The 13,726-nt window shown below is 43.7% G+C and carries 11 protein-coding genes; 4 read left to right on the forward strand and 7 right to left on the reverse strand.

Annotation, left to right across the window (positions count from 1 at the left end; all coding sequences use genetic code 11):
- Nucleotides 1-75: 75 nt before the first annotated feature.
- Entirely contained in the window at nucleotides 76-1,131 is a 1,056-nt protein-coding gene (locus tag ACMFL8_RS01775; RefSeq protein ID WP_010195743.1) for a type IV pilus twitching motility protein PilT, read from the reverse strand.
- Between the two features lie 350 nt (nucleotides 1,132-1,481).
- Between ACMFL8_RS01775 and ACMFL8_RS01780 the strand changes: the two genes are divergently transcribed.
- Complete coding sequence (locus ACMFL8_RS01780) at nucleotides 1,482-2,201, forward strand: YggS family pyridoxal phosphate-dependent enzyme (RefSeq protein WP_413189929.1); 720 nt, start codon at nucleotides 1,482-1,484, stop codon at nucleotides 2,199-2,201.
- A 15-nt stretch (nucleotides 2,202-2,216) separates the two neighbouring features.
- Here ACMFL8_RS01780 and ACMFL8_RS01785 read toward each other — a convergent pair whose 3' ends face one another.
- Together ACMFL8_RS01785 and ACMFL8_RS01790 are read right to left on the reverse strand one after the other, a co-directional pair.
- Complete coding sequence (locus tag ACMFL8_RS01785) at nucleotides 2,217-3,491, reverse strand: hemolysin family protein (RefSeq protein ID WP_010195738.1); 1,275 nt, start codon at nucleotides 3,489-3,491, stop codon at nucleotides 2,217-2,219.
- A gap of 215 nt (nucleotides 3,492-3,706) precedes the next feature.
- A complete protein-coding gene (locus ACMFL8_RS01790; RefSeq protein WP_201592660.1) occupies nucleotides 3,707-5,398 on the reverse strand; it encodes an NAD+ synthase in 1,692 nt (563 codons plus the stop codon).
- 829 nt (nucleotides 5,399-6,227) lie between these two features.
- Between ACMFL8_RS01790 and ACMFL8_RS01795 the strand changes: the two genes are divergently transcribed.
- The 3 genes from ACMFL8_RS01795 (at nucleotide 6,228) to epmA (ending at nucleotide 9,691) form a co-directional block, all read left to right on the forward strand.
- On the forward strand, nucleotides 6,228-7,349 hold the full coding sequence (locus tag ACMFL8_RS01795) for an AI-2E family transporter (protein ID WP_189582940.1): 1,122 nt from the start codon (nucleotides 6,228-6,230) through the stop codon (nucleotides 7,347-7,349).
- 68 nt (nucleotides 7,350-7,417) lie between these two features.
- The gene (locus ACMFL8_RS01800; RefSeq protein ID WP_189582937.1) at nucleotides 7,418-8,596 is read left to right on the forward strand and encodes a 4-phosphoerythronate dehydrogenase; all 1,179 of its coding nucleotides are present in this window, start codon (nucleotides 7,418-7,420) and stop codon (nucleotides 8,594-8,596) included.
- A gap of 57 nt (nucleotides 8,597-8,653) precedes the next feature.
- Complete coding sequence (gene epmA, locus ACMFL8_RS01805) at nucleotides 8,654-9,691, forward strand: EF-P lysine aminoacylase EpmA (protein ID WP_413189930.1); 1,038 nt, start codon at nucleotides 8,654-8,656, stop codon at nucleotides 9,689-9,691.
- 318 nt (nucleotides 9,692-10,009) lie between these two features.
- Here the strand turns inward: epmA and ACMFL8_RS01810 are convergent, their stop codons facing one another.
- The 4 genes from ACMFL8_RS01810 to purE all read right to left on the reverse strand — a co-directional run bounded on the left by ACMFL8_RS01810 (nucleotide 10,010) and on the right by purE (nucleotide 13,707).
- Nucleotides 10,010-10,648 carry an NAD(P)H-binding protein gene (locus ACMFL8_RS01810; RefSeq protein WP_189582931.1) on the reverse strand — a complete coding sequence of 213 codons (639 nt, stop codon included), beginning with the start codon at nucleotides 10,646-10,648 and terminating at the stop codon, nucleotides 10,010-10,012.
- Nucleotides 10,649-10,837: 189 nt separating this feature from the next.
- Nucleotides 10,838-11,287, reverse strand: coding sequence for a YaiI/YqxD family protein (locus tag ACMFL8_RS01815; protein WP_010195720.1), 450 nt, complete (start codon nucleotides 11,285-11,287; stop codon nucleotides 10,838-10,840).
- Complete coding sequence (locus tag ACMFL8_RS01820) at nucleotides 11,287-12,663, reverse strand: 5-(carboxyamino)imidazole ribonucleotide synthase (protein WP_189582928.1); 1,377 nt, start codon at nucleotides 12,661-12,663, stop codon at nucleotides 11,287-11,289. The genes ACMFL8_RS01815 and ACMFL8_RS01820 overlap by 1 nt, the downstream gene beginning before the upstream one ends.
- A 483-nt stretch (nucleotides 12,664-13,146) precedes the next feature.
- Nucleotides 13,147-13,707 (reverse strand): 5-(carboxyamino)imidazole ribonucleotide mutase, encoded by a 561-nt coding sequence (gene purE / locus ACMFL8_RS01825; RefSeq protein ID WP_413189931.1) that lies wholly within the window; start codon nucleotides 13,705-13,707, stop codon nucleotides 13,147-13,149.
- Between the last annotated feature and the right edge of the window lie 19 nt (nucleotides 13,708-13,726).

Consider the following 13,726-nt stretch of genomic DNA (forward strand, 5'->3'; position numbering starts at 1 on the left):
AACGTGTATAAAAAGGTATATAAAAAAGTCACTGGCTATTAGTAGTAGTTAGGAGCTCTGATCAAATCAGCACTGCTATAAAAATGCATCAGGCTGCTTGGCATAAGGACGAGCAACGTCTTTGCTGATCGTGCCTTTTGTCACAAGATTTTTAAGCGTTTGATCTAGAGTAATCATGCCATCACCGGCACCTGTCTGGATAGCCGAGTACATCTGGGCAATTTTATTCTCACGAATCAAGTTACGAATCGCTGGCGTACCCAGCATAATCTCATGCGCGGCAATTCGTCCACCAGTTTGACGACGCAATAGAGTCTGTGAGATGACCGCTTGTAGCGACTCCGACAGCATGGCACGAATCATATCTTTTTCCGCTGCAGGGAATACGTCGATCACGCGGTCAATGGTCTTAGCCGCTGAGCTGGTGTGTAGGGTGCCAAAAACTAAGTGACCGGTCTCAGCAGCAGTCAAGGCCAGACGAATGGTCTCAAGGTCACGTAGCTCACCAACAAGGATAATATCAGGATCTTCACGCAGTGCTGAACGTAGCGCTGGCTCGAAACCTAAGGTATCACGGTGTACTTCACGTTGGTTAACCAGACTTTTTTTAGATTCGTGGACAAATTCAATCGGGTCTTCGATGGTCAAAATATGCTCTTTACGGGTTTCATTGATATAATCAATCATAGCAGCAAGAGTCGTTGATTTACCTGAGCCTGTTGGACCTGTCACTAGGACGACGCCACGTTTGAGATCTGATACACGCTTGAATACTTCGCCCATACCCAAGTCTTCCATAGTCAGTACTTTGGAAGGAATGGTACGAAAGACAGCGCCTGCACCGCGATTTTGGTTAAAAGCGTTGACCCGAAAACGCGCTAAGTTGGGAATCTCGAAAGAAAAATCCGTCTCATAAAACTCTTCAAAGTCAGCACGCTGCTTATCATTCATGATGTCATAAATCAGCTGATGCACGACTTGATGCGTCATCGTTGGCATATTGATGCGTGTCATCTCACCGTCGACCCGAATCATCGCTGGCATACCGGCTGAAATATGTAGATCTGATGCCTTATGTTTGACCGTAAAGCGCAGCAGATCTTCGATGCTTAGATTGTTTTTTTCAGCCATAATCAGGCATTCCTATCAATGAATAAGGGTAAGACAAAAAGAGCATAGCAGCAGGCTGTAAACGATAACCTTACCAATCATCCTCTGCTAGATCAGTTATTTAGCGATGAGCTGGGCTATGGTTGTTACTATTACTATTATTTTTAGCAGTATATGTTAAACCATGTAACAATATCATAACAAGACTCTTGGCATTTAACCATCTACTAGGCTAAGAAAATGTAAAATTAGACAGTCATTTATTTATTGTGTAAATTTTGCTCATGGCAAAATTTTCATGAAATCTTTAAATAGCGCGATCAATAAAAATCAAAACAAATAATCGAACCATTTATCCTTGTGAGCTGTATATGAAAGATACTGAAAATAATTTTGATAAATTAAGCCTTATTGATAACTGGCAGCAGGTCACACGACAAGTGATGCAGGCAAGTGAACAAGCCAAAGATACCGCATCAGACGAGGTCATTTTACTTGCGGTTTCTAAGACCAAGCCTGCCGAGATGATTGCTACTTTAGCTGAGCAAGGACAACGCCACTTCGGTGAAAACTATCTGCAAGAAGCTATCGAAAAAATCAGTACTCTAAAATCTCAAGCAATAGGCGAGTCTGTTGTTTGGCATTATATTGGTAGTATTCAACGTAATAAGACGCGTGATATTGCCGAGCATTTTGATTGGGTACAAACGGTTGAGCGCGACATCATTGCGAAGCGTCTGAATGAGCAACGTCCAAGCGAGTTGCCGCCATTGAACGTTCTGATTCAACTCAATATTGATAATGAAGACAGCAAGTCAGGGTGTTTGCCAGCGCAGTTACCGGAATTGATAACCACAATGAAAGGTTATGAGCGTCTGCAATTGCGTGGACTGATGATTATCCCTGCTAAAACCAACACTGATGCTTTTAGCCGCACCAAGCAATTATTTGAAGCTATCAAGCGTGACCATCCAGAATTAACTGGCTGGGATACGCTTAGTATGGGCATGAGTGATGATATGGCAGAGGCGATTGCCAATGGCTCAACCATGGTGAGAGTCGGCACCGCCATATTTGGTAGTAGAGGTTAGTGCATGTTGAGCCGATTAAGCCACTTCTTCGAGCTTAGTCACTAATAGCTGGTTAATTTTGAGGTTATTAGTCGCAAGAATTTCAAAGCGATAATTGGCATATTCGATGCTGTCAGTTTTCTTTGGAATTTTGCGTAGCATATACACCATAAAACCACTGATCGTTTCGTAGTTCTGGCTGTGCGGTAGATTGACAATGCCAAGTGAGCGAATCACATCTTCGATTGGGGTCATGCCGTCAATGAGCCAAGAGTTATCAGTACGCTGAACAATGGGCTGATCTTCTAGGGTGACCAGCTCGCCCATGACAATACTCATGACGTCTTTTAAGGTAATTACTCCAACGACCAACGCATACTCGTTAATGATAACGGCAAAGTCAGCACCGGTTGATTTAAACATCTCTAACACTTCAAACAAAGATAAAGTATCAGGCACAAACAGCGCCGGTTTTAATAAGGCTTTGTTGGTTAAGCTGACCTCTTGTTGGTTAAGCACTAAGGCTAAAAAACTTCGTGACTCCACATAGCCAATGATATGCTCTAGATCATCGTCATGGCAGACCAAAAATTTATTATGTGGTTGTTTGATCATGACCTCAACCACTTGCTCCGTACTGACCTTGGTATCAAAGTAGACGATGTGTTCGCGTGGATTCATCACTGAGGTCACCGTGCGCTCTTGCATCTCAAAGATATTCTCGATCAAATGATGCTCTTGATGTTTAATCACCCCAGCTTCTGCACCAGCATCCATCACTGCGTAGATATCCTCTGACGTCATCTCATCCTGACGGACAGTCGATATACCCAATAAATTAAAAATCAGGTTCGCTGCACCATCAAAGACCCAAATAATCGGCTTTAATATAAAAATTAAAAAAATCATTGGCCGCACAACTTTGATAGCAATCGGTTCAGAGTTGGACATGGCGAGACGTTTGGGCATCAGGTCGGCAAACAGCACAAAGACACTGGTGATGATGATAAATGACACAACAGAGGCGAGCGCTTCATGACCGAATAGACGCTCTAAATAAGGACTGATGGCTGATTCACCGATAACACCTGCCAAAATGGCCACCGCATTGAGCGCGATCTGTACCACAGTAATAAAGCTGCCAGGATGCTCTTGCATATTGAGAACATCAAGCGCGCGCACTTCGCCTTCTTTGGCCATCACTTGTAGTTTGATTTTTCGGGCGGAGGCTAGTGCTAGCTCGGAGCTGGAGACAAGGGCGCTGAGCGCAATTAATAAAAAGATAAACACACCAGCAGTTAGCAAGCTCATGAGATACTCGGATAGAAATAGGTAGGGTAGTTAGGTTAAAAATAAAGGGTTCAATTTGTGGACGCGAAAAGATTATTTGTGAATGTTCAACACATTCTAGTCAGAAACTAAAAAAGCTGGGCAAGCACCCAGCTAATAATTACAGATTGATTTTTGAACAAGGAGGTTGTCATTGTCTGACTTCTTTACGGTAGTAGTCAGACAATGGTTGCAACCTAGCCTTTTATCGACCATTTATTCACCAATGGATAACGACGCTCACGACCAAAGGCTTTATGGCTGATCTTCGTGCCAATTGGTGCCTGACAGCGTTTAAATTCGTTATTGTCGACCATTTGGATAACCTTGGCGACCAAGTCAGCATCGAACCCTTTATCTACGATATCTTGATAGCCCATGTCTTCATCGATATAAGACATCAAAATGCCGTCTAAGATGTCATAGTCAGGTAAGCTGTCCTGATCTTTTTGGTCAGGGCGTAGCTCGGCTGAGGGGGGACGGGTAATCACACGCTCAGGAATCACAGGCGTGTCTTCTAGGCGGTTGCGATAGCTGGCCAGTTTATAAACCTGTGATTTATAAACATCTTTTAGCACATCGAAGCCACCTGCCATATCACCATATAAGGTTGAATAACCAACCGCCAGCTCTGATTTATTGCCAGTCGTGATGACCAAATGACCAAATTTATTGGACAGTGCCATCAATACAACACCGCGCGCACGTGCTTGGATATTTTCTTCAGTGGTGTCCGCAGGTGATTTATTAAATAGCGGGGCAAGTGTATGACGAATGCCTTCGACCGCATCAAAAATTGGACAAACCGTATAAGAAACATTTAGACGACGGGCTTGTGCTTGTGCGTCTTCTAAGCTGATTGGTGACGTATATTCATAGGGCATCATGACCGCATAAACTTTATCCGCACCCAAGGCATCGACTGCGATACAAAGCGTTAATGCCGAATCAATACCACCTGATAAACCGACGATAATGCCAGAGAATCCTGAAAGGTTGACATAATCACGCAAGCCAACCACCAGTGCTTGATACATCTCTGATTCGCGGCTGAGGGTCAAAGGTGCTTTAGACTGCGCATTGAATTTGGCAGTTTTGACATCTAAGGTCGCGAGTAGCAATTGGTTCATAAAGCGTGGCGCTTCGTGGGCAACGCTACCATCAGCTTGCACTGCCATAGAGCCACCGTCAAAGACCAAGTCATCTTGACCGCCAACAGCATTGACATAGATGATGGGGAGGCCATTCTCACGGCTGCGTTTGGTCAGCATGGTTTTACGACTGTCTTGTTTTTCAATTTCGAAAGGTGAGGCATTTAAGCTGATGACCAGATCCGCGCCTTGCTTTTTGAGGTCAGAAATAGGGCCTTTTTCCCACAAGTCTTCACAGATGAGTAGACCAATAGTGATGCCTTTATAATCAAATAGGACTTGATTGCGACCTTTGTCAAAGTAACGGCGCTCATCGAACACGCCATAGTTTGGCAATATTTGTTTATGATAAAAGCCTTTTTGATGCCCATTATGCAGGATGGCTGCTGAGTTGAACGTACCATGGTGATCGACGTGCGGATAGCCAACGATCATGACGATGTCATCGATATCACTTAAGCTAGATAAAGCGCTTTTGATGCGACCTGACAAGCTTGGGCGCAGCAGTAAGTCTTGGGGTGGATAGCCCAATAGTGCGAGCTCTGGAAAGACAATCACATCAGCACCTTGCTCGCGAGCTTCTAGTGCCAGCGTGCGCATTTTTGCTGCATTGGCGGTAATATCACCGACCAAAAAGTGTGACTGGGCTAAAGCAAAAGTAACGCTGTCTTGGGTTTTAGTGGTCTTACTCGCCTCATTTGAGGCAGTAAGGTTAGGGTTATCATTGTCTTTTGACATTGTTATTGTTCCTATGAATATAGTATTTAAAATTTGGTGGATCAGTGTTGGTTTAAAATAAAAATTAATCCGAAATTACATCAAAACATTGCGCGTCAGTCATGGTTTTTTTTACATTGTTTTTAACCGTGAGTTCGTATATCGAACTCGCATGATGCGTACAACGCTTGTATAAGCATCAATGTAATGCTTATATGGCAGACCCAAATTATGCCGCACTACTCTAAAAAACTAGACATTAATAGCGTTTAGAGAGGAAGAATAAAGAAGGGTTATGATAAAGGGTGCGCTCTAATAATGACGAAAATAAATAAGGTCAAATTAAAGTAGCGGCACTTAAAATTTCAAAACAATTATTCTAGTATAACATCAATTGTTGATACTAATAGAACGCGCCAGTGATTTACCTTGCTAGATAGTGACTCATAAAGTGACAGCAAATAGTACTCAATGGTTATTGTTTTTCGGCATTCATTCTATGTATGATGGTTTGGTTAACAACGTAACGGTCAAGTGAAGTTACCCCAAAAAAATTGTAAGGAAAGATTACAACATAGGGTTATTTATTTGACCTACTTTGTTGCATAATACCTGTCGGTAGGTAGTCTGCTTCTTGTCCTATTTTCTAAGACATTATTGACATCAACTGTGTTACGGTTGACGTGAGGCAAGCTTACTTGTAGCCAATATTGACCTGTATATTTATAGCCAACCACCCTCGCTAATGGATACCCTCTACGGAAATTGTCCGTAGATTGCTGTTCACCTATTTATAAACTTTGCAGCAATGCCGTATGAGGTTTTGCTGTCCGCTTTTGGTTTATACACTATGATAGAAAACTGGACAAAAGAATTTATTATTCAGCGCTTATTGGCCATTACTTTATTGGTTGTGCTGTTTATATTATGTTTTCAAGTGGTACAGTTTTTTATTGTACCGGCACTATGGGCGGCGATTTTAGCGTACGTTACTTTTCCTATTTATAACTTTTTTCACCAACGCGTAAAGTTCAGCTCAAACGTTAGCGCCGCTATTATGACCGTGAACATCTCTCTTATGATCGGCGTGCCGCTCGTGGTCGGTATCTTTATTTTGCAGCAGGAAGCCTTAAGTATCATCAGCAACTTAATCTATCGTATTAAAGTAGGTTATTTGGACGTGCCTGATTCTGTCAAAGATTTACCGATTATCGGTCAACAAGTCAAAGATGTGCTGTGGCGCATCAATAAGAACCCTGAAGGGACGCTAGAAGCGTTTCGTATTTGGGTACAGTCCCATTTATATTATGGCAAAATCGCCTTTGATGTGGTGTTCAGTAGTCTTGCCAAGCTCGGTATGGCGCTGATGACCCTGTTTTTCTTTTATCGTGATGGCACAAGCTTGATTCGCCAAATCCGTCAAGCCTTACGTAACATCATTGGCAATCGTATCGATGGTTATATTGACTCTGTGGGTACGACCACTCGCGCTGTAGTATATGGCATTGGGCTGACCGCATTGGCACAGGCGATACTTGCTGGTATTGGTTATTATTTCTCTGGTGCGCCAAGTCCTATTTTACTGACAATTATTACTTTCATCATTGCCCTAATCCCGTTTGGTACGCCATTTGTGTGGGGCGGGGTGTCGATTTGGTTGTTAAGTCAGGGTCATACGGTAGAAGGTATTGGTTTGGCATTGTGGGGCGTGTTGGTCATCAGCTGGGTCGACAATCTTATCCGTCCTATCGTGATTAGCGGTGCCACCAAGATTCCTTTCATCATTATTTTTATCGGGGTCTTGGGCGGTTTAACAGCTTTTGGTTTCGTTGGTCTGTTCATCGGTCCTGTGGTATTGGCTATCGGTCTTGCGGTATGGCGTGAGTGGATATCGCAACACAAAAATGAGATATTCGCCCCACAAGAAATAATGCTGAGCGATAAAAACACACAATCAGCGGTTGATGAGTAAAGTGAAAGCAGCTGAGTCATAAAGAATAAAATACCGATCGATAAAGATATTTAATAAGGCTTAACGCGATGACGGATACAGTAACAGGAATCACTATTTTGGCGGATAGTAATATCGCCAGCCTTGATGAGTTTTTTACTGCCACTATGCTTGGTCAGGCGACTGAGCAGACGGTAAGTATTATCAAAGTGGCTGGACGTGATATCAATGCGCAATTGCTTGCCGAATTACAGCCAACTATATTGTTAATACGCTCTGTAACGTCAGTAAACGAAGCGTTACTGGCTGATAATGAAAGTGTGGAGTTTGTTGGCTCTGCAACGATCGGTACCGATCATGTTGATCAAGATTATTTGGCTGCACGCAATATCACTTTTGCCAATGCTGCTGGCTGTAGCAAACATTCGGTCGCCCAATATGTACTGACGGCTATCTTAACGCTGCGTCCGCAGTATTGGCAGCCATCAACGACGCTATTAATGACATCATCAATGCCACCATTAACCTTGGGCATCATTGGGCTTGGTAATATTGGCAGTACACTCGCTCAGTATGCGACTGCTTTGGGCTGGCAAGTACTGGGCTATGACCCGTTATTACACCCTTCAGATACGAATAATGCCAGTTTTGAGCAAGTGCTTAGCCAAAGCGACGTTGTCAGTTTACATGTGCCCCTCACGGACAAAAAAAGTACGCATAAAAAGGCTGCGGCTGGACAAAGTTTTCAAAGCAGTAATGGCAGTGATTATCCAACGCGTCATTTAATCAATGCCGAGGCTCTAGCAATGATGTCGCCGCATACCATGCTCATTAATAGCGCGCGTGGACCTGTTGTTAATGCGAGTGATTTAGAAGCAGATATTGAGCGTAACGAGCGGCAAGTGGTGCTTGATGTGTTTGAGCACGAGCCAGAGATTTCTGAAGGCTTGTTGGCCAAATTGGCTATCGCCACGCCGCACATCGCTGGCTATACCGTAGAAGGGAAGCTGCGCGGCACGCAAATTATTTATGATGCGTTATGTGAAAAACTGGCGGTCGCACCTGCTCAGTCTATGCAAAAACTGTTACCACTAAATATGTTTTTATGGTCTGAGTTGAAGGCGCATCCAGATAGATTGATTAAGTTCTACGACATTATGCAAGATGATGCTTCTCTGCGGAGTCAGGCGGTTGATGGACAAGTTAATGGCGCTGATTTTGATCAACTGCGCCGTGATTATCATTTGCGCCGTGAATGGCAGTTTTAAAGCCAACCCTCAGTTTGCAAACCTATTTTTATTATTCATCAGCCACAGTAAATAGTCATGAATCAATCAATCAATTCTTCTGTTAAGCCAAATGCTAAGCCCAACTACGCACCCACCATGACGCTAGGTATGGCGCAGCAGCGTGCGCAATTCATGCAGGATATTCGTCAGTTTTTTAATAAGCGGCAAGTACTAGAAGTGCAAACGCCGCTACTGTCGCAAGCTGGCAATACAGATACTTTTTTGCAGTCCGTCGCTGCGCAAGTTACCTATCAAGATCGACCTTGTACTTATTACCTGCATACGTCACCTGAATTTGCCATGAAGCGTTTACTGGCTAGCTGGCAAGTGCCTATTTATCAGATTTGTCCCGTTTTTCGAGATAATGAGATAGGCGTACGTCACAATATTGAATTCACTATGCTGGAATGGTATCAGCCACATTATAGCTTAGCCGATATGGCGGCTGAGCTTGGCGAACTACTAGAAGCGCTCTATGGCTATCCGATTGTGATGAACCATTACCGCTATGTGGATGCCTTTATGGACTTCGTCGGCATACATCCGCTGACGGCTAGTCTAGCCGCTCTACAAGCAGTGGCAGAGGATAAAGGGTTGACCGGTTTTGATTTTAATAGTGTAGAAAGCAGCGCAACCAATAGTGAAGAAGATATTCGTCAAAGTTGGTTGGACCTATTGTTCAGCCATGCAGTCGAGCCAAACTTGGGTCACGATCTACCGACTTTGATTATAGAATATCCGCCAGCAACGGCAGCATTAGCAAAAACGGCTTTAGATAAAGACGGTAATAAGGTGGCTAAGCGCTTTGAGTTATATATCAGTGGTATTGAGATTGCCAATGCTTATGACGAGCTGGCAGATGGGCAGGCATTAAGGGCACGCTTTGAGCAAGACAATCAATTGCGTCAGCGTCATAACCTGCCAGTCATGCCAATCGATGAGCACTTATTGGCAGCATCCGATGACTTGATACCCTGTAGCGGTATCGCCGTCGGTATCGATAGATTGCTCATGGTGATAACAGGGGCGAATAGCTTAGAGGACGTCATTCCGTTTCCGAGTGGTTTGGCGTAATATAGCCGACACTGTATAGTCAAGGAATGTTGGAATCGCTACAAGGCGACCGACCGCAGATAGTAAACTGAGTACATCTAGGACGGGTAACACCGTAGCGGTTTAAAAGTGCTCTTACTATATGTATCAATGAGATAAAGTGTTAGGCGTACCCAGTTTAAATAATCACTTTCCTTACTGATTTTGAATACCGTATAAAGCAAAAGGGTCACTTATCGATTGGCTGTTTGAACGCTCGCCAATAAATAAGTGACCCTTCTTTTAAGCTTTTTAAAAATCTAATATTGTTAGATTTTTATGAGCTATTATCAAATAAGCTTATACACTGGCTACAGCTTCATCGATTGCTGTCTCACCGTTATGCATACCAAAGACTTTTTTGGTTGTATTGCTCGCGTTTAATACAGCCACTAAAGTAGCGGCAACGTCTGCAATCGAATTTTCACCAGAATTGTTGTCGTTGACGATAATTTTGCCAGTCGCTTCGCGTTCTTTTAGCGCCGCTGCTTGTACGATAGTGTAGTCAAGGCTGCTGTTATTTACCAACCACTGATCGGCATAGTGCTTAGAGATGTAATAGCCTTTTAAGTCGCCAAGTCCTAGCTCGTCCCATTTTTTGGTGTCTAATGAGAACACTGTACTGAGCATGATGTAGCGTTTGATACCTTTGTCCTGTACCGCTTGCATGGTTTTGATCGCACCATGTAAATCGACTTCTAAGATATCTTTACCACCAGAACCAGCTACAAAATAAACCGCATCGATATCTTGATCGATTTGCTTCTGAATCGCGTCTTTTTGAGCCGTAATGTCTAAATCCAACTGGCTATAATTGTCATCACTGAACAATTTTTCTTGTTGACGGGTCGTGCCTACCACTTGGTGATTATCAGCCAATAACTGCTTGACCAAATCTGTTCCTACTCGACCGCTTGCGCCAATTACTAAAATTTTCATAGTCATTCCTATTCTTATGTACGTTACTGTTGTTGTAAAAACTGAATGTAGCGTAACAAGAATGGTTGGCACACTTCGTTATGAAGCGTGCCGATTGCATAGTGTTTGGTTATGATTGTATACGGTTTGCAAAGAGCACAGGCTATGAGAGATTTAGAGTGGGTGGAAGGGAAATAGCATTATTAAAAATTAACGTACTAAACGATTTAGACCATCGGCAAAGGCTTTTTTATCACGGTCGCCGTATGGTTTTTGTCCACTCATCTCTTGTAGCTCTAGCACACCAGTACCGCGCATGGTATCCATAAAATCGCGCATATTGAGCTTTTGCTTGATATTGTTTTTGTCATAGACCATACCGCGTGTGGTCAGTACCATGCCACCTTTGTCCAAAATGTCATTGGCCAAAGGAATATCACTGGTAATCGCAAGATCGCCTGGCTGTATTTGTTCTACGATATAGTCATCCGCTTTATCAAATCCTGATGGCACTACCGTCATGATGAGCAACGGAGACTTACGCAGCTTAATTGGCTGATTGGCGACAAAAATAGCCATTGTCTGCGTCCGTTCAGCCGTTTTGATAATCAAATCTTTGGCAATTAATGGCACCGAATCAGCATCCACCCAAATTTGCATTATTTTTTAGCCTTCTCTGTTTTTGATTTAGCCTCTATAACTGGCTTAGTTTGGCTGTCTTTAATAGCGTTATCATTTTTAACCGTGTCGTTGCTGTCTTTAGACGTTTTATCAGCTGCTATAACCGCCGAATGATCTGTCACTTTTGGCTGATTATCGATGACACCAGAGGCTAATTTTTTATCAAGACCAACTTTATTGGGAAGTACCGCGACGAGTTTGGCTAATGCAGGCTCTAAATCGGCAACATCATTGGGCATCAATGTGATGTGTGCAATTTTTCGATCCTCGCGTTCAGCCTTATGATAACTATGATAATGTGCGCCATCGATAGCTAGCACGGCGCTGATATCAGGATATTGCCCTAAGACGTTGAGCATAATCGCTGGATGAACATTGTCTGTATCGCCCAGTGGCAGATTGACCACGGCACGAATATGGTTTTCAAATTGACTGGTAACAGCGCCTTCAATACTCCAGTGTCCAGAATTGTGTACACGCGGCGCAATCTCATTGGCGAGTACAGCGTCATTGCCACGCGCGTCTTTGGTAACGAACAGCTCAAGCGCCATCACGCCCACATAACCCAAATGATTCATGACCGTGGTAATCGCATCGGTCGCTTGCTTAAATAAATGGCTAGTCCCAACCGCGGGTGCTTGGGTCTTGGCCAAAACACCCTGATGATGATGGTTTTCAACTAAATCGTAACAGCGTACCTGACCGTTCTGTCCTCGTGCCGCGATAATAGAGACCTCACGACTAAAATGAATAAAACCTTCTGCAATCAATGGCGCGGGCGTTGGTGTCAGCTCACCTTTACCACTGACAGCGTCTTTGAGGTCTTGCCAGGCGGCTTTGATATCGCTGTCTTGCTTAATGACAAATTGACCTTTGCCATCATAACCGCCGCGGCTGGTCTTGAGGACGATGGGCAGTCCAAGCTCACTGCAAGCTTGCTGTAGCTCGGCTTCAGAGTTGACTGCTTTAAAAGGGACGGTGGCGATATCAAGGGCATTAAACATCTGCTTTTCTTTTAAGCGATCTTGGGCGATATCAAGGGCAATCGGTGGCGGAAACATACCTTGCTTACTGCCAGATGTTGATAAATTGGCCAGTTGTTCAACCGTCGCCGTCGGTGTGTTTTCAAACTCCAATGTAAATACATCGGCCGCGGCAATAAAGGCTTCTAATTGCTCGCTATGAAAGACGCGCCCATAAAGGCTGGCAGGGCAGTCGGCGTTGTCTTCTAAAAACACACACTGATAGCCTAATGGCATGGCCGCTTCGGCAAGCATCATGCCAAGCTGACCACCGCCTAAAATACCGATAGTACGAATGGTTTGGGTAACAGGATAAGCGTTCGCTGTGGTCATGGCAGGCTCTTTGAATTAAAAATGAATAAAGGGTATTCGGTTTAGGGTCTGTTGAACATTCAAATATTAGGACTGCTGATCGCTAAAATCGTATCAAACGTTTTATCAAATCAGGCGTAAACCGACGATAATGTCGAGACCTTAGCTAGGTTTACAACAACGTTTGGGGTGATTTTAGCATCAGCCTTTCAGGGCAGGGCTATTTTTTGCCAATACATGGCGAAATTGTCTACCCTAGAACGACTAGGCGTCAAAAATTTCACTGCGTATTGTCTAAAAATAGCCCTGCCAGTTCCACATTTGAATGTTCAACAGACCCTATTTAGATCTGAAATCTAATCTATTAAAATAGGAAAAGGTGCACTGTATGCACCTTGTATTTAGTAGAACTCATCTAAGCATAAATATCAAGTTTAGAACATTTATAATCAGATAATGGGTCTTCGTGTTTTTTAGAAACTATCATCAACTCAGTTGTGTCTTTTAACTGTTGATAATGCCCGGTGTTGGGCTGGCAAGGATGGTTTCGGTTTGTGTTTGGCGTAGAGTATCCAGCTTAGTAGCGATTGCGTCGTCATGCAAGGCCAAGATTTGAATCGCCAGCAGTGCTGCATTATAAGCGCCTGCCGCCCCAATTGCTAACGTACCAACCGCAACACCTTTTGGCATCTGTACGATAGATAATAAGCTGTCCCAACCGCTGAGCATCGAGGATTTTACAGGGACACCAAATACTGGTAGCGGCGTTTGACTGGCACACATACCCGGCAAGTGAGCAGCGCCACCAGCCCCAGCGATAATAACTTGTAAACCATTACCTTTAGCATTTTTGGCATAGTCAAATAATCGGTCAGGCGTACGGTGTGCTGATACCACTTCACAATCAAAAGCGATATCAAAATCTGCAAGCAATTGCGCAGCGGCGCTCATGGTTGCCCAATCAGACTGTGAGCCCATGATAATACCAACTTTTGGCTGACCAGCAGGAGAGGCGATTGGACTGTTTTGCTCAACAGAGTTAACACTAGCTGATTGGGTACTCATGCTTTGATATCCTCAAAAC

Source organism: Psychrobacter sp. AT9, from assembly GCF_047272965.1.
Classification (GTDB): domain Bacteria; phylum Pseudomonadota; class Gammaproteobacteria; order Pseudomonadales; family Moraxellaceae; genus Psychrobacter; species Psychrobacter glaciei.

What these genes read in the sequence shown, in the direction of transcription:
- ACMFL8_RS01815 (WP_010195720.1), bottom strand. Translation starts at nt 11,287, where the DNA reads ATGCAAATTTGGGTGGATGCTGATTCGGTGCCATTAATTGCCAAAGAT.
- ACMFL8_RS01800 (WP_189582937.1), top strand. Translation starts at nt 7,418, where the DNA reads ATGACGGATACAGTAACAGGAATCACTATTTTGGCGGATAGTAATATC.
- ACMFL8_RS01810 (WP_189582931.1), bottom strand. Translation starts at nt 10,648, where the DNA reads ATGAAAATTTTAGTAATTGGCGCAAGCGGTCGAGTAGGAACAGATTTG.
- ACMFL8_RS01820 (WP_189582928.1), bottom strand. Translation starts at nt 12,663, where the DNA reads ATGACCACAGCGAACGCTTATCCTGTTACCCAAACCATTCGTACTATC.
- ACMFL8_RS01785 (WP_010195738.1), bottom strand. Translation starts at nt 3,491, where the DNA reads ATGAGCTTGCTAACTGCTGGTGTGTTTATCTTTTTATTAATTGCGCTC.
- ACMFL8_RS01775 (WP_010195743.1), bottom strand. Translation starts at nt 1,131, where the DNA reads ATGGCTGAAAAAAACAATCTAAGCATCGAAGATCTGCTGCGCTTTACG.
- ACMFL8_RS01790 (WP_201592660.1), bottom strand. Translation starts at nt 5,398, where the DNA reads ATGTCAAAAGACAATGATAACCCTAACCTTACTGCCTCAAATGAGGCG.
- ACMFL8_RS01780 (WP_413189929.1), top strand. Translation starts at nt 1,482, where the DNA reads ATGAAAGATACTGAAAATAATTTTGATAAATTAAGCCTTATTGATAAC.
- epmA (WP_413189930.1), top strand. Translation starts at nt 8,654, where the DNA reads ATGAATCAATCAATCAATTCTTCTGTTAAGCCAAATGCTAAGCCCAAC.
- purE (WP_413189931.1), bottom strand. Translation starts at nt 13,707, where the DNA reads ATGAGTACCCAATCAGCTAGTGTTAACTCTGTTGAGCAAAACAGTCCA.
- ACMFL8_RS01795 (WP_189582940.1), top strand. Translation starts at nt 6,228, where the DNA reads ATGATAGAAAACTGGACAAAAGAATTTATTATTCAGCGCTTATTGGCC.